Source organism: Flavivirga aquimarina, assembly GCF_030540835.1.
GTDB lineage: Bacteria > Bacteroidota > Bacteroidia > Flavobacteriales > Flavobacteriaceae > Flavivirga > Flavivirga aquimarina.
Genome location: NZ_JAUOEK010000150.1, coordinates 39,712 through 59,852 on the forward strand (window position 1 = coordinate 39,712; position 20,141 = coordinate 59,852).

At 32.5% G+C, this 20,141-nt stretch carries 19 protein-coding genes; 6 read left to right on the forward strand and 13 right to left on the reverse strand.

The features are described 5' to 3' along the window. Window positions 1–4 precede the first annotated feature (4 nt). The 5 genes from Q4Q35_RS15980 to Q4Q35_RS16000 form a co-directional block, all read right to left on the reverse strand. The gene (locus Q4Q35_RS15980; protein WP_367892753.1) at window positions 5–190 is read right to left on the reverse strand and encodes a dihydrofolate reductase; all 186 of its coding nucleotides are present in this window, start codon (window positions 188–190) and stop codon (window positions 5–7) included. Between the two features lie 20 nt (window positions 191–210). Then, window positions 211–1,029: a type II toxin-antitoxin system HipA family toxin gene (locus Q4Q35_RS15985; RefSeq protein WP_303279010.1), complete on the reverse strand. Its 819-nt coding sequence runs from the start codon at window positions 1,027–1,029 to the stop codon at window positions 211–213. A 130-nt stretch (window positions 1,030–1,159) separates the two neighbouring features. Next, complete coding sequence (locus Q4Q35_RS15990) at window positions 1,160–1,504, reverse strand: HipA N-terminal domain-containing protein (protein WP_303279011.1); 345 nt, start codon at window positions 1,502–1,504, stop codon at window positions 1,160–1,162. Window positions 1,505–1,511: 7 nt separating this feature from the next. Beyond that, window positions 1,512–1,721 (reverse strand): helix-turn-helix domain-containing protein, encoded by a 210-nt coding sequence (locus tag Q4Q35_RS15995; protein ID WP_303279012.1) that lies wholly within the window; start codon window positions 1,719–1,721, stop codon window positions 1,512–1,514. 302 nt (window positions 1,722–2,023) lie between these two features. Beyond that, the gene (locus Q4Q35_RS16000) at window positions 2,024–2,938 is read right to left on the reverse strand and encodes a dihydrofolate reductase (RefSeq protein ID WP_303279013.1); all 915 of its coding nucleotides are present in this window, start codon (window positions 2,936–2,938) and stop codon (window positions 2,024–2,026) included. A gap of 279 nt (window positions 2,939–3,217) precedes the next feature. Between Q4Q35_RS16000 and Q4Q35_RS16005 the strand changes: the two genes are divergently transcribed. Then, window positions 3,218–3,514 (forward strand): isoamylase early set domain-containing protein, encoded by a 297-nt coding sequence (locus Q4Q35_RS16005; protein WP_303279014.1) that lies wholly within the window; start codon window positions 3,218–3,220, stop codon window positions 3,512–3,514. A 180-nt stretch (window positions 3,515–3,694) separates the two neighbouring features. Here Q4Q35_RS16005 and Q4Q35_RS16010 read toward each other — a convergent pair whose 3' ends face one another. The 5 genes from Q4Q35_RS16010 to Q4Q35_RS16030 form a co-directional block, all read right to left on the reverse strand. Next, on the reverse strand, window positions 3,695–4,549 hold the full coding sequence (locus Q4Q35_RS16010) for a thymidylate synthase (RefSeq protein ID WP_303279015.1): 855 nt from the start codon (window positions 4,547–4,549) through the stop codon (window positions 3,695–3,697). A gap of 212 nt (window positions 4,550–4,761) precedes the next feature. After that, window positions 4,762–6,552, reverse strand: a complete 1,791-nt coding sequence (locus Q4Q35_RS16015) for a NupC/NupG family nucleoside CNT transporter (protein WP_303279016.1) — start codon at window positions 6,550–6,552, stop codon at window positions 4,762–4,764. A 15-nt stretch (window positions 6,553–6,567) separates the two neighbouring features. Further along, on the reverse strand, window positions 6,568–7,182 hold the full coding sequence (locus tag Q4Q35_RS16020; protein WP_303279017.1) for a bifunctional nuclease family protein: 615 nt from the start codon (window positions 7,180–7,182) through the stop codon (window positions 6,568–6,570). A gap of 121 nt (window positions 7,183–7,303) precedes the next feature. Further along, window positions 7,304–8,263, reverse strand: a complete 960-nt coding sequence (locus tag Q4Q35_RS16025) for an electron transfer flavoprotein subunit alpha/FixB family protein (RefSeq protein ID WP_303279018.1) — start codon at window positions 8,261–8,263, stop codon at window positions 7,304–7,306. A 142-nt stretch (window positions 8,264–8,405) separates the two neighbouring features. Then, the gene (locus Q4Q35_RS16030; RefSeq protein WP_303279019.1) at window positions 8,406–9,152 is read right to left on the reverse strand and encodes an electron transfer flavoprotein subunit beta/FixA family protein; all 747 of its coding nucleotides are present in this window, start codon (window positions 9,150–9,152) and stop codon (window positions 8,406–8,408) included. A gap of 412 nt (window positions 9,153–9,564) precedes the next feature. Here Q4Q35_RS16030 and Q4Q35_RS16035 point away from each other — a divergent pair, with 412 nt between their 5' ends. Together Q4Q35_RS16035 and Q4Q35_RS16040 are read left to right on the forward strand one after the other, a co-directional pair. Beyond that, window positions 9,565–10,542 carry a pyruvate dehydrogenase complex E1 component subunit beta gene (locus Q4Q35_RS16035; protein ID WP_303279020.1) on the forward strand — a complete coding sequence of 326 codons (978 nt, stop codon included), beginning with the start codon at window positions 9,565–9,567 and terminating at the stop codon, window positions 10,540–10,542. Window positions 10,543–10,690: 148 nt separating this feature from the next. Beyond that, window positions 10,691–13,195, forward strand: coding sequence for a DUF5686 and carboxypeptidase-like regulatory domain-containing protein (locus Q4Q35_RS16040; protein WP_303279021.1), 2,505 nt, complete (start codon window positions 10,691–10,693; stop codon window positions 13,193–13,195). An 88-nt stretch (window positions 13,196–13,283) separates the two neighbouring features. Here the strand turns inward: Q4Q35_RS16040 and Q4Q35_RS16045 are convergent, their stop codons facing one another. Then, window positions 13,284–14,585 carry a family 43 glycosylhydrolase gene (locus Q4Q35_RS16045; RefSeq protein WP_303279022.1) on the reverse strand — a complete coding sequence of 434 codons (1,302 nt, stop codon included), beginning with the start codon at window positions 14,583–14,585 and terminating at the stop codon, window positions 13,284–13,286. A gap of 330 nt (window positions 14,586–14,915) precedes the next feature. Between Q4Q35_RS16045 and dnaG the strand changes: the two genes are divergently transcribed. Beyond that, on the forward strand, window positions 14,916–16,874 hold the full coding sequence (gene dnaG, locus Q4Q35_RS16050; protein ID WP_303279023.1) for a DNA primase: 1,959 nt from the start codon (window positions 14,916–14,918) through the stop codon (window positions 16,872–16,874). Here the strand turns inward: dnaG and Q4Q35_RS16055 are convergent. Beyond that, window positions 16,869–17,498 (reverse strand): response regulator, encoded by a 630-nt coding sequence (locus Q4Q35_RS16055; RefSeq protein WP_303279024.1) that lies wholly within the window; start codon window positions 17,496–17,498, stop codon window positions 16,869–16,871. The genes dnaG and Q4Q35_RS16055 overlap by 6 nt on opposite strands. Window positions 17,499–17,596: 98 nt before the next feature. Beyond that, entirely contained in the window at window positions 17,597–18,385 is a 789-nt protein-coding gene (gene nadE / locus Q4Q35_RS16060) for an NAD(+) synthase (RefSeq protein ID WP_303279025.1), read from the reverse strand. Between the two features lie 92 nt (window positions 18,386–18,477). Here nadE and gldB point away from each other — a divergent pair, with 92 nt between their 5' ends. Further along, window positions 18,478–19,440, forward strand: coding sequence for a gliding motility lipoprotein GldB (gene gldB / locus Q4Q35_RS16065; protein WP_303279026.1), 963 nt, complete (start codon window positions 18,478–18,480; stop codon window positions 19,438–19,440). Then, on the forward strand, window positions 19,440–19,775 hold the full coding sequence (gldC, locus tag Q4Q35_RS16070) for a gliding motility protein GldC (protein ID WP_303279027.1): 336 nt from the start codon (window positions 19,440–19,442) through the stop codon (window positions 19,773–19,775). The genes gldB and gldC overlap by 1 nt, the downstream gene beginning before the upstream one ends. The last annotated feature ends 366 nt before the right edge of the window (window positions 19,776–20,141 follow it).

The window sequence follows — 20,141 nt, forward strand, 5'->3', positions numbered from 1 at the left end:
TGATCTATTTCCTCACATAAGTCAAAAACGAAAACTCATAGTCATGTTTATCATCTTTAGTATGAAATGTATTGGCTGTTTCTTTCCAAGCTGTAGTGTCTATTTTGGGAAAGAAAGCGTCGCCTTCAAAATTTTCGTGTACACGAGTTAATTCAATTTTATTGGCTAATATTGTTGTATATAGTTTTATTCGTGACTTTTAATTTTTCATTAATTTGCAATAGGTGTCGTTTGTCTAAACAATTTATAATTTTTCATTACATTATTTTTGTACATATTCTTGGCATCGTTAGATAAAAATGACTTGTCAACCATAGCTAATATGTCATTTTCTTTTTTATTAAATGTAGCGATAATTTTCGTGGTAATAGAATCTTTAACTTTCAAACGTTTTCCAAATTCGATAAAATCCTCACTCTTATAACTATATTTTTCTCCTAACGGCAAACTAGTCTGTTCAAGTTCTTTAAATAGATTCAATGCCATTAAATTATCAGTAAGATGAATTTTTGTATTCATCAAATCGTATGAGGGCGACAACATCATATCACCATCCGCAGTTTCCAGTAGCGAGATGTTTTTTAAATGAACATCGCCATTACCAGTAAGGAAGTTGAATATCAGAATACGAAGAAACTCAACTCTATTTAATGGGCTAAGCCATTCCCCAACATCTTGATAGGTCTTCGAATTATATTTATTTGCTGCTTTAAGAACTGATGCAAAATCTTCCTGATTTAATTTTTCACCATTATCATTATAATCAAAGCGTCTAGTGATATATGCTGGAGTACCATTGGCAAAGTTCATAAATGCACATTCGGCTATTTTGATGCCAAATAGTTGTTTGGCTATTTGCATTGTTGCATGTTCGTTTGCTGGCGATTGGTCAGGAATATTAAATCTTGACAGTAAAGGTTTTATGATATACTGAGATTTTTCATCTACATTCATTTTTGGAACTAACTCGATTCCTCTAGGTTTTCCAATAAACCCTTTTCGTTGAACTCCTGAGATACTAAATCCCATTGGTTGACCATCAATTCTTTTTGAGATATCTTCCCAATTGAATTTGAGTTGAGGACTGACCTTAGAGCGGTCAAATAAAATTGTCTGACAAGATGAACAAAAACCAGTTATATTATCCTTAAGACATCCATTACATTGTGCCATGTTCAATGTTTTTTACTGTTATTGCTCCGATTGTATCATATTGACATGTTAATACTAATAAACTCCAGTCGTCACTTGGGTCAATGCTTAATGCTTTACAAATTTGCTCTCGGTTCTCGCCTTCACTAAGAATGGATTTGAAGTAGTGAAATAATTCTTTGGAATGATAAGTTTTTTGAGTCTTAGGCATATTAACTGAAATTGGACGTGTGGTAACATTTTCAATAAAGGTGTCATCATATTCAAAATGATAGCCATCATTATCAACCCAAAGTTCGCCAGCCTTGGTATTTCCTTTATATATGACATCCAGCTTGTTTCCTAACTTCATATTTTTATTATTTGCGATTTTTTACTTCCACTTTCATTTCCAAATTGAGATATTCAAAAATATTTTCCAATATTTCAAATGTGGGATTTCTAACACCTCTTTCTATTTGGGAAATGGTCGTTTTGGAAATATCAGTAAGTTCGGCTAAGTCCCTAATGGTTAGTCCCAATACCTTCCTTCTATTTTTTATTCGTTTTCCTAATTCATCTATTTTCATAGCTCTGTATCATTATATGGGTAATATGTTATCAAATATACCTATTTTATTTTATAATGTTTAATATTTACCAATATATTGGTAAATATTAAACAAAACATTGAAACTTTGACATAATTGAAAAATTTGTACCATTATAATGATACAAGGGATAATTGTCTCAAAATACTCTTCATGGCAACATTATTAATTGTGAATCGTTTACTGCCATCTATAAAAATTGATTACAGAGGATATTTTGTGAGGTGTTTCGAGTGGCAAGTAAATTACATACAAAGACACGATGTGAATTAAGTTTTAGATTATTTCCTCACATAAGTCAAAAACGAAAACTCATAGTCATGTTTATCATCTTTAGTATGAAATACATTGGTAGTTTCTGTCCAAACAGATGCATCTATTTCTGGAAAGAAAGCGTCACCTTCAAAATTTTCGTGTACACGAGTTAATTCAATTTTATCAGCTAGCAATAGTGCTTGTTTGTATATTTCACCACCTCCAATAATATAGGGTTGTGGATCATTTTTAGCAACATTAATGGCATCTTCTAAGCTATTCACTATAATAACACCTTCGGGAGCCTGATAATCAGTTTGCCTAGTAATCACAACATGTGTTCTGTTAGGTAAGGGTTTTGGGAAACTTTCAAATGTTTTTCTCCCCATAATAATATGATGGCCATTTGTAAGGCTCTTAAATCGCTTTAAATCGTCACTTAAATGCCAGATGAGTTTATTGTCTTTACCAATAGCATCATTCTCTGCTGCGGCTACTATAATAGTAAGCTCAGATGTTTTTTCTTTTTTGTTTAGAGATTCATTATAGCGTTCACTTTCAGCTATAAGAGGCGCTTCTTTGTGAAGCTCATTTTTAAGCTGTTCAATTCTTGTTTTCTGTTGAATTATCAGTTTGTCTAATTGTTTTTTCTCCCAAGATTTCCCCATGAATTTATGAGTGATAAATACATTGAATACATGGTAAATTAAAAAGAATAACCAGATAAGGATAGCAAACAAAAACCATTCTTTACCTAATAGTTTGAAATCTTTACCTATATTCAAAACAGTATTAGCAATAATTATAAATACAGAACCAATTAAAAAAAGAACAAAGTGAACGTATAAACGTTTTTTCTGTTTAATACGCTTTTGAGCATTTTGAATCAATTCCAATTGCTCTTTGTCTATTTGAGGTTGTTCTTTCTTTTTTCCAAACATAAGTATCTAATAATAGATGTAAAGTTATAATATTTTGTTGAATTTTTAATAGTTTAAGACGAAATCGTATTTGTTTAAACACCATTGAAAATCAGGAAGAAATAAAAATAAAGTGTTTAATAATCTAATAAATTAGATACTGGTATTTTATGTTGTTTAAATAAATGTAAAGTGATTCTTATCAAATTAATAATTCTTTTTGGTTTGTCAGATTATATATATGTGGTGGCATATTATTTTATAAATTTGGTATATAAAAACACATCAAAAATTAGAATTATGGCAATTACAAAGCAATATTTAAAAACAAAACCGATTTGTAAAGTTACTTTTTCTGTACCTGCTAAAGAAGCAAATGAAGTCACTGTAGTCGGAACTTTTAACGAGTGGAATACAAAATTAACAACACTTAAAAAACTAAAAAACGGTACATTTAAAGGGACTGTAGACTTAGAAAAGGATAACTCTTATGAGTTTCGATATGTTGTTGATGGTACTTACATTAATGACGAACAGGCAGATGCCTATGCATGGAACGATTACGCATCAGCTGAGAATGGCGTATTGAATGTTTAGTTAAAGACATTCTTAGTATTTTAAAAAAGAAGTTGTTTAAAGAAGTTTTCAATAATGCTCGAACGAACAGGTATAAATCTGTTTTTTAACCTTAGTTGTCACCGCTAATATTGATGTATTTATAGGTACACAGCTAGGTACAATCTAGATTAGTGAAAATTCGTGTAATTCGTATCTTTTTTAGATGGCTACCGCACCTTTTATATGCGGATGTGGATCGTAATCTACTAAAGTAAAATCATTAAAAGTAAACTCGAAAATATCTTTTATTTCAGGGTTTAAAAGCATTTTTGGTAAAGGTCTCAGTTCTCTAGATAATTGAAGCTCCAATTGTTCGTAATGATTGCTGTAAATATGAGCATCTCCGAATGTATGGATAAATTCCCCGGCTTCATAACCGCAAACTTGTGCCATCATCATCGTAAATAAAGCATAAGATGCAATATTAAAAGGTACACCTAAAAAGATATCTGCACTCCGTTGATAAAGTTGTAAAGATAATCGTGGTCTAGCATTTACGCCCCCTTTGGGGGTTGGGGGGCTTACATAAAATTGAAAAAAAGCATGGCAGGGGGGCAATGCCGCTTTACCATTAGCGACATTTTCGTTAAATGATTTTGAGGTATCTGGCAATACAGATGGGTTCCATGCAGAAACTAACATTCTTCGGCTATTTGGATTATGTTTTAAAGCATGAATAACTTCTTTAATTTGATCTATTTCATCACTATTCCAATTGCGCCATTGATGTCCGTAAACAGGTCCTAGATTACCGTTATCGTCTGCCCATTCATTCCAGATACGCACCCCGTTTTCTGTGAGATATTTAATATTAGTGTCACCTTTTAAAAACCAAAGCAGTTCGTAAATTATAGACTTTAAGTGTAGTTTTTTGGTTGTAACCATAGGAAAACCTTCGCTTAAATCAAATCGCATTTGATGTCCGAAAACACTTTTGGTACCAGTACCGGTACGATCTCCTTTTTCGTTTCCGTTTTCTAAAACATGTTTTACTAAGTCGTGATATTGCTTCATAACAACTTCCTGCGAAGGCAGGAATCTTTTTAAATTAAAAATATATTGTGTTGAGAATCTTTATTAGAGATACTTCGACTGCGCTCAGTATGACAAAATACTGGCAATAAAAATAAAGAAAAGCATCAAGTTTTAATACTTGATATTTTAATATATATTATAAAGTTATTAACTATAAAAAATAAGATTCTTGCCTTCACAGGAATATTAGATTACCCAATAATCATTCCGGCAATAGTAGCAGAAATTAAGGAAGCAATGGTACCACCAATAAGCGCTTTCATACCAAACTGAGACAGTAATTTTCGTTGACCGGGAGCCAAAGAACCAATACCGCCAATTTGAATACCTATAGAGGCAAAATTAGCAAAACCACATAGCATATAAGTTGCCATGATTATAGATTTTTCATAATTAAGATGGATAGTATTTGCAGTATTTTTTAAATCAGCTAACTGAATGTAGCCTATAAATTCACTGGCAGCTAATTTAATACCTAATAATTGTCCCATTAAAGCTATATCCTCTTTGGCAACACCAATAAGCCACATGAGAGGCGCAAAGACATAGCCTAAAATTAATTCGAGCGATAAACTTTCGTATGACGTATTATTAGCAATCAAAGTATTCAATGAAGATATATCGCCAATCCAACCTAAAATACCATTAAACATAGCAATAAAAGCAACGAATACTAAAAGCATAGCACCCACATTAACTGCAAGTTTTAAGCCTTCGGTAGTTCCATTGGCAATGGCATCTAAAAAATTTGATCCAATTTTTTCTTGAGATACTTTAACGTCTGTATTAATATTTTCTGTTTGTGGATAAAGAATTTTTGAAATGACTATAGCTCCGGGAGCAGCCATAACAGATGCAGCCAAAAGGTGTTTAGCATAAAATAATCTGAGTTCAGGGTCATTACCTCCTAAAAAGCCAATATATGCTGCTAGTACAGCACCTGCAACAGTTGCCATACCACCAATCATAACTAATAGTATTTCCGACTTATTCATTTTTTCTAAATAAGCCTTTATTAAAAGAGGTGCTTCTGTTTGACCTAAAAAGATATTACCTGCAACACTTAAACTTTCTGCTCCAGAAATTTTTAAGGCTTTAGATAGTAGCCAAGCCATAGCTTTTACTACTTTTTGAATAATGCCTAAATAAAATAAAACAGAGGTTAAAGCTGAAAAGAATAGGATGGTTGGTAATACTTGAAATGCGAATATAAAACCGTATGAGTTTACATCCATTACACCACTGAACAAAAACTCACTTCCAGCTCTTGTAAAATTTAGTATATTGATAAATACCTGCCCTACACTTTCAAAGACACTTTTAACAAAATCAATTTTTAAAACGCCTATTGCAATAATTAATTGGAAAGATAGTCCTAAACCAACAGTTCTCCAATTAATACCTTTTCTATTACTACTGAATAAGAATGCTACCAAAATAAGAGAAACCATTCCTAAAACACCTCGCCAAAGACTTGAAAAAGAAAAACCTTGACTTTTAATGATAGTATCTGTGGGTGCTACTTGAGCTAAAAAATCTGGGTGAGTATTTGAACCATAAATTAAAACAGTATTTCCTTTCTTTAGTTTTAATAAATTACTTTTTTGGTCAATGACTTCGTAATAAATGTCTACAGTAGTTGGAACTTTTTGTTTGAAAACAATGAGATTATTGTTTTGTAACCAAACTCCTTTGCTGAATGTGTTATTTAATATAGATATGTATTCCCCATTTTCAAATAAATTTAGGTATTCTTTTCCTTTTCTGAACTCTATATTTGATTGTATGCTATCTGGGTATTCCTCATAAACAATGTGTTCAAAAAGTTGCCAACTATTTACTCTAATATCACGAGGTATTTTTAATAAAGCTTCATTATTTAAAACAGATAAACTGTCATGTTCTTCATTTATTTCTTGTGCTATAATTGATGATGTGAATAAGAAAAAGATAGCGACAATAAACAAAGGGAACTGTTTCATACTAAAAAGTAAATATTATTCTCGTTTCGAGATTTCATCACGAATATGAGCTGCCCTTTCGTAATCTTCATCAGAAACAGCTTCATCTAATAAGTTATGTAGTTCTTCTATTGTTTTTCCTTTAAGGTTTTCACGAGGCGCATCTGGTTCTAACTCATTAGATATGATATCATCTACCAAAATACTATCCTGATTTTCATCTTCTTCCTTAGGATTTACTTTTAAGTATATACCAGCTTTGTCAAGAATATTTTTATAAGTAAAAATAGGTGCGTCAAAGCGAAGTGCTAAAGCAATGGCATCACTAGTTCTGGCATCTATAATTTCTTCAATTTTATCACGTTCGCAAATTAAACTGGAATAAAAAACACCATCAACTAATTTATGAATAATCACTTGTTTTACTACAATATCGAATCGATCTGCGAAGTTTTTAAATAAATCGTGCGTTAATGGTCTGGGAGGTTTAATTTCCTTTTCTAAAGCAATGGCAATAGATTGTGCTTCAAAAGCACCAATAACGATTGGAAGTTTACGGTCACCATCTAATTCATTTAGAATTAAGGCATAAGCACCGTTTTGGGTTTGGCTATAGGATATTCCTTTTATATTTAATCTTACTAAACTCATAATTTATAAAAAACGCAAAGAACTGTTTAAATTAGGACTTTACCAACTGACTGAGACAGATTTAAGTATTTAGTGCTAATTTAAGCAGTTCTATACGACTATACAATTTATAAAAAATTATTTATTGTTGTGCTTTAAAAGTCTTTAATTTTTCGATGAGTTGTGGAACAACTTCAAAAGCATCTCCAACAACACCATAATCTGCAGCTTTAAAGAAAGGAGCTTCTTCGTCTGTATTAATAACTACTTTTACTTTTGAAGCATTAATACCTGCTAAATGTTGAATGGCTCCAGAAATACCAATAGCTATATATAAATTTGATGCTACGGGTTTACCGGTTTGACCAACGTGTTCGCTGTGAGGTCTCCATCCTAAATCTGAAACAGGTTTAGAACAGGCTGTTGCTGCTCCTAAGACATCTGCTAATTCTTCAACCATTCCCCAGTTTTCAGGGCCTTTTAATCCACGACCACCAGATACAACAATGTCGGCATCTGCAATACTTACTTTATCTGTTGCTTTATCAACAGATTCTACTTTAACTCCCGAATCTGGAATAGAAGGTGAAAAGTCTTCTGTAGAAGCACTACCACTATTTTCTACCAGCCCGAATGAATTATTAGAAACACCTATAATTTTTACATCGGTGTTAATTTGTGACACTTCGAAAGCTTTATTAGTAAAAGCAGTACGTTTCACTGTAAAAGGAGATGTACTGGTTGGTGCTTCAATAACATTAGAAGCATACCCTGCATTTAAACCAACTGCTAAAAGAGGCGCCAAATATTTACTATTAGCACTAGAGCTAATTACAACAACTTTTGCAGCTTCTTTTTCTGCTGCTTGTTTAATAGCTTCTGCATAACCATTAGCATTAAAAGATTCTAATTGCGCATTCGATACATTTAAAACCTTATCGACACCATAATCTCCTAATGCAGAGGCGTCATCTGTATTTATAGTAATGGCTGTAACGCTAGTTCCTAATTGATTGGCTACTGCTTTGGCATAAGAGGCAACTTCTAAAGCTGTTTTTTTAAATGTTCCTTGTTCTGATTCTGTATATACTAAAACTGACATAAATCTTATTTTTTCCTCACCCCAACCCTTCTCCAAAGGAGAGAGGCTTTTGAGCTTGTTTGTTTTTAATATTAATTTGGTCTTTTTTACTGTATCCTTCCGCAATCGTTTCCCCCTCCTTTGGAGGGGCTAGGGGCGGCTTTTATATCACCTTAGCTTCGTTATGAAGTAAGTTTACTAACTCATCTAAATTATCTGCAGATACTAGTTTTACAGCCCCTTTAGGTGCAGGCTTTTCAAACTTAATAGATGTGGTTTCTGCACTGGCATCAATTGGGTCAATAACCGTTAAAGGCTTTTTACGTGCCATCATAATACCTCTCATATTGGGTATTCTAAGATCACTTTCTTCAACCAAACCTTTCTGTCCACCAATTACTAATGGTAGACTAGTAGAAACGGTTTCTTTTCCGCCATCAATTTCTCTAACAGCTTTTGCAGAAGTACCATCTACTTCTAAACCAATACAATTATTTACAAAATTAGCTTGAGTTAACCCAGCAATCATACCTGGAACCATACCACCATTATAATCTATAGATTCACGGCCTGCAATAACCAAATCGTAAGCCCCATCTTTAATAACGTTTGCTAATTGTTTTGCTACCGAAAAACCATCAGTAGCCTGTGTATTTACTCTAATAGCAGCATCGGCACCAATAGCTAAAGCTTTACGAAGCGTAGGCTCGGTATCTGCACCACCAACGTTTACAACAGTAACGTTAGCACCTTGTTTTTCTTTAAACCACATGGCACGGGTTAAACCAAATTCATCATTCGGATTTATAACAAATTGTACACCATTGGTATCGAATTTTGTGTCACCTTCACTAAAATTAATTTTAGATGTCGTATCAGGAACATGACTAATGCACACTAATATTTTCATATTATAACAATTTAATTGTTTAGTTTTTTAATTAAGTTAGTTAGCCAATTTTGTGTAATTAATAGTTAGAAAACAACCGTTTAAATAATACAATGATTGGCAAAATTTTGAAGATACGAAGGTAATTATTTTATTTCGATTATTTGCTATGCATGCATAGTAAATTAATCAAAATAATTATCAAAAAGTATAGAATTATTAATTTTTATTTGTGAATATGTAACTCATAAGTAGATTAACTGAAGAATAAATAAAAAGAATTAGAATTAATTAAAAGTGACAAATCCTCATTATTAATATGTGATTTCTATGAAATTATTAATTTTTTTTTACAGATAATTTTACTGTTGGTTTTTATATCAAATTATAATCAATAATTCCTATTTTTGCAATTCGAATTAAAATTAAGTTAATGAAGACAATTCAATTTAGAGAGGCTATTTGCGAAGCCATGAGCGAAGAAATGCGAAGAGATGAAAGCATTTATTTAATGGGAGAAGAAGTAGCAGAATATAATGGTGCTTACAAGGCATCAAAAGGTATGTTGGATGAATTTGGAGCTAAGCGTGTTATCGATACGCCTATTGCAGAGCTTGGATTTGCAGGGATTGCTATTGGTTCTACTATGACTGGAAACAGACCCATTGTTGAGTATATGACGTTTAACTTCTCTTTAGTTGGAATTGATCAAATTATAAATAATGCAGCTAAGATTAGGCAAATGTCGGGCGGACAATTTAAATGTCCAATCGTATTTCGTGGACCTACAGCTTCCGCAGGTCAGTTAGGAGCAACGCACTCGCAGGCTTTTGAGAATTGGTTTGCTAATACACCAGGTTTAAAAGTGGTCGTACCATCGAATCCGTATGATGCTAAAGGTTTATTAAAAGCGGCGATTCGTGATGATGATCCGGTTATTTTTATGGAAAGTGAGCAGATGTATGGCGATAAAGGTGAAGTGCCAGAAGGAGAATACATTGTGCCATTAGGTGTTGCCGAAATAAAACGAGAAGGAACCGATGTAACGATTGTGTCTTTTGGGAAAATAATTAAAGAAGCTTATAAAGCAGCTGATGAGTTAGCTAAAGAAGGTATTTCTTGTGAAATAATCGATTTACGTACTGTGCGTCCTATGGATAGAAAAGCTATATTAGAATCGGTTAAGAAAACCAATAGATTAGTTGTTTTAGAAGAAGCATGGCCTTTTGGAAATGTGGCTACCGAAATTACTTATTTAGTACAAAGTGAAGCATTTGATTACTTAGATGCTCCTATTGTAAAAATAAATACTGCAGATACACCAGCACCTTACTCACCAGTTTTATTGGCAGAGTGGTTGCCAAATAGTAATGATGTTATTAAAGCAGTAAAAAAAGTATTATATAAATAAATCAATATTTTTTACGTTATTGAACTTCATTAGCATGGTTGTTGATGAAGTTTTTTTTGTTATGAAATAAATTCAACCATATTTTTTCAATTTCATGCAACCAAGGCAAATTATATTTGTCTTTATAGAAAATAATTAAAATCGTTTGATGAAGATAAAACTAATTTTTACTCTTTTCCTTCTAAATGTGTTTTTTGCAATAGCACAAACTAAAGTAAGCGGTTATGTGTTTGATGAATTTAATGAACCTGTTTCGTTTGCAAACGTTATTTTTAAAGGTTCTACCATTGGGACTATAACAAACGAAAACGGAAAGTTTTATTTAGAATCTGATGAAATATGGAAAGCACTTACCATTTCTTTTATTGGTTACGAAGTATTAAATATTCCTTTGGATAAAAAAATAAATTATAATTTAAAGTTTATACTTAAAGAAGAACTGGGTGAACTCGATCAGGTTGTTATCGTTTCTGGAAAACAATCAAAAAAGAATAACCCGGCCATTGATTTACTAAGAAAAATATGGGAGCATAAGCGAAAAAATGGTTTAAACCTATATAAACAATACGCATACGATAAATACGAAAAAGTAGAATTCGATATTAATACCATAGACAGTGCTCTTATAAGAAGCAGACTTTTTAGAGGTATGGAGTTTGTTTTTAATGAAGTAGATACATCGCGAGTAACAGGTAAAACATATTTACCAATGTTTATAAACGAAGCAGCTTCACGAGTTTATGGCGATAATACTATTAATAAAGAAAAAGAAGTTTTAAAAGGAAATAAAAACTCTGGATTTAGCGATAATCAAGTAGTGATTGATTTTGTTGATGATTTATATTCCGATTATAATGTCTACGATAATTATCTAAAGTTTTTCGATAAAAGTTTTGTAAGTCCTTTGTCTAAAACTGGAATTAATACTTATAATTATGTATTGTCAGACAGTGCTTATATAGATAATAAATGGTGTTACAATATCATTTATTACCCAAGACGTAAAAACGAACTGACGTTTAAAGGCGATTTTTGGGTGGCAGATACGACCTATGCCATTAAAGATATTAACCTTCAGGCATCAAAAAGTGCCAATATAAACTGGATAAAAGAGATTTATATAGAACAAGAGTTTGAAGTGTTAAACGATTCCTTATTTCTTGTGAAGCGTGATTATATGATGTCTGACTTTGCCTTTAGCAAAAAGGAGAAATCAAGAGGTGTTTATGGTAAGCGTACTACCTTATACGATAATTATGAATTTGATAAAAAGTTAGATAGTAAGTTCTACGACCAGGAAGTTTACAATTACGATAAAGATGTTTATGACAGAGGCGATGCGTTTTGGGCAGAGAATCGTTTAGAAGCTTTAAATAAGGACGAACAAGGGGTTTATAAAATGCTTGACACTTTAAAAACAGTCAAGAAATTTAAACAGCTTTATAACTTAGGAAGCATTTTAGCATCAGGATATATTGAGTTTAATACCCTGCCTTTAGATTATGGCCCGATTTTTTCAACCTTTGGGTTTAATGAAGTAGAAGGTTTACGTTTACGTGCAGGTGGACGTACTTATTTTGGAAGAAATGACCTTTGGCGATTAGAAGGATTTGTAGCCTATGGTTTTGAAGATGATAAATTTAAATATGGTATCTCAGGAAAATGGTTGCTAGATAAAAAAAGTAGGCTTATTATTTCTGGAGGAAACCGTCGTGATGTGGAGCAAATAGGAGCGAGTTTAACCACTTCTACAGATGTTTTAGGTAGAAGTTTGGCATCCTCATCGGTTGTTGGAACAAGTGCAAATGATAAATTAACCTCCATAAATTTAACCAGTTTAGCTATTGAAGCAGAACCATGGCGTAATGTTATTTTTAGGCTGGGAGGAAACTACAGGACTTTAGAATCGGCATCCCCTACGTTTAGTTTAGATTACAATACACCAACAGGTGTGGCATCTGAAATTAGACAGTTTGAATCCTCGTTATCCGTATCCTATTTTCCAAAACGAAAAATGACAGGCTTTGGTGTTGAACGCCGTGAGGCTAATGATGGTTTTGCCCGTATATTTGCACAGATAAGCAGAGGTGATAAGAGTTTGTTTGATAGCGATTTTGATTATACGAAATTACAATTATCTTATATACAGCCTTGGCAAGTTGGTGGTTTTGGAAGGTTAACAACAACGATAGAAGCCGGTAAAACTTTTGGAGAAGTACCACTAGGGCTGTTAAGTGTAATACCAGGAAACCAATCCTATTTCTCAATTTATAATACCTTTTCTCAGTTAGATTTTTACGAATTTGTGTCTGATACCTATACATCGGTGCATTTAGAACATAATTTTAACGGACGCTTATTTTCAAGAATTCCTTTTTTACGTAAACTTAATCTTCGAGAAATTATAAGTATTCGTGGTGTTTGGGGTGAGATTTCTGAAGAAAATATATTGTTAAATACAACAAGTAACCCTAACTCTATTGCTTTAATAGCACCATCTGATGAAATGTATTATGAATATAGTTTGGGTATAGGTAATATTTTTAAAGTATTTAGAATAGACTTTAATTTTAGAGGTAATTATTTGGATGAAGTTAGAAACCCGGATGCCAGAAAGTTTGGTATTACGGGCACTTTTGGGTTTCATTTTTAGTACGTTCTTATTTAAATACTCTATAAAGCCTATTGTGTGTTACCTGACCAATAACCTATATTTATTTAGTGTCACAAGGTGTTTTTTATCACTCAAACCTTATCCAATCTATTTGCAAAGAGCTCCCTTTATCACCTTTAAATATCATATATATATCCTTCTTTCCTTTACTAACTTCGATAACGTTTTTAAATTCTTGAAAAGATTTCGATGATGATAATTTGAGTTCACTCAAAACAGTGCCAGAAGGGCTACCCGATCTAATCTCAAGCAAGCCTTTTTTGCCATTCAGTAATAGGTTAGAGACGCATTTTTCATAACTCTTATCAAAAGTAATATTGGCAAATCGAACCCAATCGTCATTCTGAATATTTGTAATTACAAAACCATCTTTCCTGTTTCCTTGTTTTTTTATATCGCCAGATATTTCATAATACCATTCGGCTTCAATAGTATCCCATGAAGCATTGTATTGACCTACACCATTTGCATAATGAGCGTCTAAAAACTTGATGTCCGTAACAATTTTTCCATCGTCATCCATGTGACAGTATGAAATAATAGACTCTCGGTATTTGAAGCCTTTTTCGATATAATAACACCAAATGTGATAAAATTGACCTTTCCAATTAAAAAAGCTACCATGAGCAAATTCATTTAAGTTATGACCATGTCCAACTGCTCCAACACATTTATATGGACCATAAATATTATTTGAAATAGCATAATCGCGCCCCCAGCTTAAATAATAAGTATCATTATACTTAAAAATATAGTTTTTATCCATCCAGTGGGGTGCTTTTTCCCATTCTTCACCATTGATTTCAATCAGCTTTGGTTTTTCGGCAAGAGATATCATATCGTCATTTAGTTTTGCGATATGAAAACCATTTCCATTGTCTTTATCTCCATAAACAAGATAAGGTGTTTGATTTTCATTATCATCAATTAATATTGTCGGATCATGCATAGGAGCAACAAGAGCTTTGCCAAGAGGGTCTTTAAAAGTGCCATAAGGAGCATCAGAGGTCATGACACCAATTCCTCGTTTCCTGTCCGAAAAATAAAAGTAATATTTTCCGTTTCTACTTGCAGCATCACTTGCCCAACAATCCGTACTATTATCGTCCATATAATTGTCTTTGGGGCTGATTGAGGTCCTAATTGTCCAGTTAATCAAGTTTGTTGATGAAAACACACGCCAGTCTTTCATTATCCAGGTCTTATCATTAGGACTGTAATCATGTCCACTGTATAAAAAAAGAGTATCGTTAAATACCCTAACATGCGGGTCTGACATTCCAATATCTTTAATAACAGGATTCTGAGCAAAGTTAAAGTGACTTAAAAGTAGGTAAGCTAGAGAAAGGAAATAGTTTTTATATTTCATGTCTATTTCAGGTTGAAATTTTTGTTAATGTAAAGCTGTAATCTTCAAATATCTTGCAACTTTTATATAAATATAATTGTGTTAAAGCCTATTTCAAATGTAGTTGTTTTGAGATGAAATTTTATAGAACACCAAACGGTTTTTTTATCTTTTAAAATATTGAAATATGAGCGGTACTTTAGTCGTATATAGATTGCTAAGTGTATGGGCAAGTTTTTGTCATAACAACAATACAGAAACCTTAGGTTTCTAATATCAATAGTTTGTGTTATTTTTACGTTTCCTTATAAAGTCAAGTAGAGTTTTAATTTAAAAGCAAGTATACATTTTTTGATATCAGCAACAACCATAGATCAGATATTTGAAGCGACTCGTGTAGAGGAGGTTATCGGCGATTTTGTAAACCTAAAAAAAGCAGGGAGTAACTTTAAAGGCTTAAGCCCTTTTAGCGATGAGCGTTCGCCAAGTTTTATGGTATCGCCTGTAAAGCAAATATGGAAAGATTTCTCTACAGGCAAAGGGGGTACAGCGGTATCTTTTTTAATGGAACATGAGCATTTTACCTATCCGGAAGCCATTAAGTACCTCGCTAAAAAATATAATATTGAAGTTGAGGAAACCGAGCAATCTAACGAACAGAAAGAGCAGGCAAACGAACGCGAGAGTTTATATTTGGTAAGTGAGTTTGCTAATACTTATTTTAAAAAAATACTGCATAAAACCGATCAGGGAAAATCGATAGGATTGAGTTATTTTAAAGAACGTGGATTTACTCAGGAAACTATTGAAAAGTTTGATTTAGGTTATTCGCTTGATGAATGGCAAGCTTTTACAGACAAAGCTTTAAAACAAGGCTATAATATAGATTTTTTGCAAAAAACAGGGCTTACCATTGTAAAAGAAGATAAACGTTTCGATAGGTTTAAAGGCCGTGTTATGTTCCCTATTAAAAGTATGAGTGGTCGCGTTTTGGGGTTTGGTGGACGTATTTTAACAAACGATAAAAAAGCTGCTAAATATGTAAACTCTCCCGAAAGTGATATTTACCATAAGAGTAATGTATTGTATGGTATTTATCATGCAAAACAGGGCATAGCTAAAGAAGACAATTGTTATTTAGTAGAAGGGTATACCGATGTAATTCAATTTCATCAAGCAGGTGTGAAAAATGTGGTGTCTTCGTCCGGAACTGCTTTAACATCAGAGCAAATACGACTTATAAACAGGCTAACAAAAAACATTACAGTGCTTTTTGATGGCGATGCTGCCGGTATGCGTGCCTCTTTGCGAGGCATTGACCTTATTCTAGAACAAGGTATGAATGTAAAGGTTTGCACTTTTCCAGAAGGCGAAGATCCAGATAGTTTTGCAAAACAAAATACGCTTGAAGAGCTTACTTTGTATTTAAATGAGAATGCTAAAGATTTTATTCAATTTAAAGCATCGATTTTATTTGAAGAAACAAAGAACGATCCCATTAAAAAAGCAGAAACTGTTAGAGATATTGTAAACAGTATTTCTAAGATTCCAGATCGTATTAAAAAGGAAATTTATATTCAAGAATGTGCCAGAATTATGGACATTAGCGAAGAAGTTTTATTTAGCACTCTGGCCCAGATTAATAAAAAAGAATTTCAAGAACAAAACAAGCAGTTAAAAAAAGACCAAAAAGCGTTCGAGGTTGTTAAACATCAGGAACCCGTAAAAAAGGTTGATGTACAGTATGTTTTAGAACGAAAAATTATTGAAGTTCTTTTGCTTTATGGAAACAAAGTAGAAGACTTTGAAGATTTGGTTTTAAAGGAAAATGACAAGGGTGAATTGGTTTTAGAACCGGTAATCCATCAAGCGAAGGTCTATGAAAAAATATTTCTAGACCTTCAAGATGATGAAATGGAATTTTCTAATGCGCAATTTAAAACCCTGTATTATAGTATTATAGATGCATTAAATCAGAACCCTGATTTTGAGCTTAAATCATTTATAAATACAGTCGATAACCAGATGTCCAACGAAATCACTGCCATTTTAATGGAAGACGAACGTTATACATTAGATGACTGGAAACGCATGAATATTTTTCCAAAAGAAAAAATACAAAGCATTGCACAATTAGTTAGTGAAACTATTTTAAGTTTACGATGTTTCTTAATAGACCAAAAAGTGAAAGAGTTTCAACAAGAGACATTACAAAGTAAAAACGATGTAAATAGAACTATACTTGAAGAAGTCAAAGACTATTCCGGTTTAAAAATGCTACTCTCTAGAAAATTAAATCGTGTACTATAGTTGAGCACTAAGTTTAGCTTGATTAACTAAATCAACCAAATTAGTAACTTTTAACTTTCGCATTAATCTTGCTTTGTAAGTACTAACCGTTTTTTCGTTAATATCAAGTTCCTTAGAAATCTCTTTGTTTTTTCTACCAACAGTTAAAAGTTTTAAAACTTCTGCTTCTCTGGTTGAGAGTTTTTTGTAAAAAGTACCACCTTTATTGACTCTATTTCCAAATGCTAACTGTTGAGTTAATTCATTACTTAAATGAATTCCTCCGTCGTGCACTTTTAATATAGCCTCGTTGATACTTATAACATTAACAGATTTGTTTAAATACCCAGCTGCGCCAGCTTTAATGGCATTTATGGCATAAACTTCTTCTGGCTGACTACTAAATATAATGGTCTTTATATTTGGATAGTCGTGCTTTAAATAACGTAAAACCGTTAACCCATTTAATTTTGGGAAATCTGTTTCTGTTAAAATAATGTCTACGGGATTTTTTTTAATAAATTCTAAGATGGCCTCGCCATCGTTTACACTTCCTACAATTTTAATGTTTGGTGATGCTGAAAATAGAATTTCTAACCCTTTTCTTGTAATAGGGTGGTTGTCTGCTATTAATAATTTTATCATAATGAAAGCTTTTTATAATATTTAGTTAGAGATTAGTATTATAATTGAGAGAGTAAGCTTGCTACAAATGTAATGATTTTTTGATTACCCTACAAGGTTTATAAAAAATTGTCGGGAATATCGCAAATTGGAATAGGAATCATCTTATGTTTGTTCGTGTTATTAAAGCGTTTGTAGATTTTAAAAACATCTAATTCTCTACCGGAAAAATCATTGGCATTTTTGCCTTCATCATCCATTTTCATTGCCCATTCAAGCTCTGGGTACGATGCGCCAATTTGATCTTCATCGCTTCTGGCATCTCCAAATAAGCCGTCACTGGGAGCGGCTTTTATAATGGACTCAGGTACTTGTAAATAATCCCCTAAAGCATAGACTTGAGACTTTACTAGGTCTGCAATAGGACTTAAATCGACACCGCCATCGCCGTATTTTGTATAAAAACCAACACCAAAATCTTCTACTTTATTACCGGTTCCGGCAACTAGTAATTTATAAAGTCCAGCATAATAATAAAGTGTTGTCATACGTAAACGTGCTCGTGTATTTGCTAAAGCCATATCTATGGTAGCTTGGTCTCCATCAAAAAACACTTCGGTTTTAAATGCTTCGAAAACTGGTGTTAAATTGGTACGCGTATCACTTACATTGTCAAACCGATGTTTTAGTTGTGCTATATGTTCTTGGGCTCTTGTTACATGACTTTCAGCTTGATGAATAGGCATTTCTATGCATAGAACATTTAAACCTGTTTTTGCACATAGAGTAGAAGTTACTGCGGAATCAATACCGCCAGAAACGCCAATTACAAACCCATTAACACCAGCATTTGTTGCGTAATCTTTTAACCAGTTAATTATATAATCTACAACTTTTTCTGTTTGCATATTAAATGAATTTAAATCTAAGAATAGTACCTTTGCAAACAAAAATAAACGAAAGACTCAATTAATAAAAATTTATGTCGTTTAACTTTTATATGAAGAATTTATTATTGTGCTTAATATTAAGCATTGCTGTTATTTCTTGTAAAGATAAGCAGGCATTACAAGCTGAAATTTCAAATATAAATACAGATATTAAGATAGAACGTTTTGATTTGTTATTTGCTAATGCTATGCCCGAAGAGTTACCAAAACTAAAGAAGGCTTACCCTTTTATGTTTTCAGAGAAATATAAAGATTCGTTTTGGATTGCCAAAAAAGCAGATACATTGCAAATACAATTATTTAATGCTGTAGAAAACGAATTTAAAAACTTTAATGAAACGGAGTTAGAGATAGAATCCTTATTTAACCATTTAAAATATTACTTTCCCGAATTTAACCCACCTAGAATTATTACAGCGACTAGTGATGTAGATTATAGAAACAGAGTTATAATAACAGACACTATTGCAATATTGGCTTTAGATACGTATTTGGGGAGTGAGCATGAATTTTATGCTAATATTCCTAAGTATTTAAGCGAAAATTTAAAGAAAGAACAAATTGTGGTTGATATGGCCGAGGCTTATGCTAAAAAGTATACATATCAAAGTCAACATAGAACCTTATTAGACGAAATGATATATTTTGGAAAACAACTTTATTTTAAAGATGTTGTTATTCCATTTAAAACAGATGCAGAGCGAATGGGTTATTCTGAAACGCAGTTAAATTGGGCAATTGCAAACGAAAGCGTTATTTGGCAGTATTTTGTAGAGTATGAATTGTTATTTAGTACAGATACTAAATTGTTGGGTAGGTTTATAAACCCGGCACCATTTTCTAAGTTTTATTTAGAAGGTATTGATGCAGAATCTCCCGGTCGTTTAGGTCAATATATAGGTTGGCAAATAGTAAGAGCTTATATGGCGCAAAATGAGTTAAGCTTACAAGATATGTTAATGACGAGTCCTGAAGATATTTTTAATAATTCAAAGTTTAAACCACGAAAATAATGTCCGATAATATAACTTCTAAAATAGAATTGAATATAGAGCTTGATGAAAGTAGAGTCCCCGAAAAATTGCATTGGACTGCACAAGATGGCGGTATAACAAATGAAGAAGCAAAAGCTATGATGTTAGCCGTTTGGGATTCTAAAACACAAGAAACACTTCGTATTGATCTATGGACTAAAGATATGCCTGTAGATGAAATGAAAGTATTCTTCCACCAAACATTAGTTGCTATGAGTGATACGTTTAATAGAGCAACTCAAGATGAAAAAATGACAGCTACCATGAAAGATTTTTGCGATTATTTTGCCGAAAAACTGGAGCTAAAGAAATAAATGTTTTTAATAGTAAAAGTGCGATATTTAATAATATTCCTGATTTTATAAATCCATTATCGTCTTGCTAGGGGTTTCTACACCTTTCCATGAATATTCCCATCATATTAAGTGCTTCCAATGGCTTTTCCATTCTATACCCCTTTCAAAGTACTGTCCTTCAATCCTGAGTTTTTGATAAGTTGGTAATAAACCCGGAAAAACCCAAAAGTTGGTCAATGGTATACAACGTGAGTCTGTGTATTAACTTAGTTTTGTTGATTCAAATATATAAAAGTTGTTTTTGATTAATACTTAAGTTTAATCTTTTAGAAAAAAAGAGCTTAAAATAATTGTTTTTGACTGATAAATAACGGGATTTAGTTA

Excerpts from the sequence above, each read along its gene's own strand:
- Q4Q35_RS15985 (WP_303279010.1), bottom strand. The coding sequence starts at position 1,029 with ATGGGATTTAGTATCTCAGGAGTTCAACGAAAAGGGTTTATTGGAAAA.
- Q4Q35_RS15990 (WP_303279011.1), bottom strand. The coding sequence starts at position 1,504 with ATGAAGTTAGGAAACAAGCTGGATGTCATATATAAAGGAAATACCAAG.
- Q4Q35_RS15995 (WP_303279012.1), bottom strand. The coding sequence starts at position 1,721 with ATGAAAATAGATGAATTAGGAAAACGAATAAAAAATAGAAGGAAGGTA.
- Q4Q35_RS16000 (WP_303279013.1), bottom strand. The coding sequence starts at position 2,938 with ATGTTTGGAAAAAAGAAAGAACAACCTCAAATAGACAAAGAGCAATTG.
- Q4Q35_RS16005 (WP_303279014.1), top strand. The coding sequence starts at position 3,218 with ATGGCAATTACAAAGCAATATTTAAAAACAAAACCGATTTGTAAAGTT.
- Q4Q35_RS16010 (WP_303279015.1), bottom strand. The coding sequence starts at position 4,549 with ATGAAGCAATATCACGACTTAGTAAAACATGTTTTAGAAAACGGAAAC.
- Q4Q35_RS16015 (WP_303279016.1), bottom strand. The coding sequence starts at position 6,552 with ATGAAACAGTTCCCTTTGTTTATTGTCGCTATCTTTTTCTTATTCACA.
- Q4Q35_RS16020 (WP_303279017.1), bottom strand. The coding sequence starts at position 7,182 with ATGAGTTTAGTAAGATTAAATATAAAAGGAATATCCTATAGCCAAACC.
- Q4Q35_RS16025 (WP_303279018.1), bottom strand. The coding sequence starts at position 8,263 with ATGTCAGTTTTAGTATATACAGAATCAGAACAAGGAACATTTAAAAAA.
- Q4Q35_RS16030 (WP_303279019.1), bottom strand. The coding sequence starts at position 9,152 with ATGAAAATATTAGTGTGCATTAGTCATGTTCCTGATACGACATCTAAA.
- Q4Q35_RS16035 (WP_303279020.1), top strand. The coding sequence starts at position 9,565 with ATGAAGACAATTCAATTTAGAGAGGCTATTTGCGAAGCCATGAGCGAA.
- Q4Q35_RS16040 (WP_303279021.1), top strand. The coding sequence starts at position 10,691 with ATGAAGATAAAACTAATTTTTACTCTTTTCCTTCTAAATGTGTTTTTT.
- Q4Q35_RS16045 (WP_303279022.1), bottom strand. The coding sequence starts at position 14,585 with ATGAAATATAAAAACTATTTCCTTTCTCTAGCTTACCTACTTTTAAGT.
- Q4Q35_RS16055 (WP_303279024.1), bottom strand. The coding sequence starts at position 17,498 with ATGATAAAATTATTAATAGCAGACAACCACCCTATTACAAGAAAAGGG.
- nadE (WP_303279025.1), bottom strand. The coding sequence starts at position 18,385 with ATGCAAACAGAAAAAGTTGTAGATTATATAATTAACTGGTTAAAAGAT.
- gldB (WP_303279026.1), top strand. The coding sequence starts at position 18,478 with ATGAAGAATTTATTATTGTGCTTAATATTAAGCATTGCTGTTATTTCT.
- gldC (WP_303279027.1), top strand. The coding sequence starts at position 19,440 with ATGTCCGATAATATAACTTCTAAAATAGAATTGAATATAGAGCTTGAT.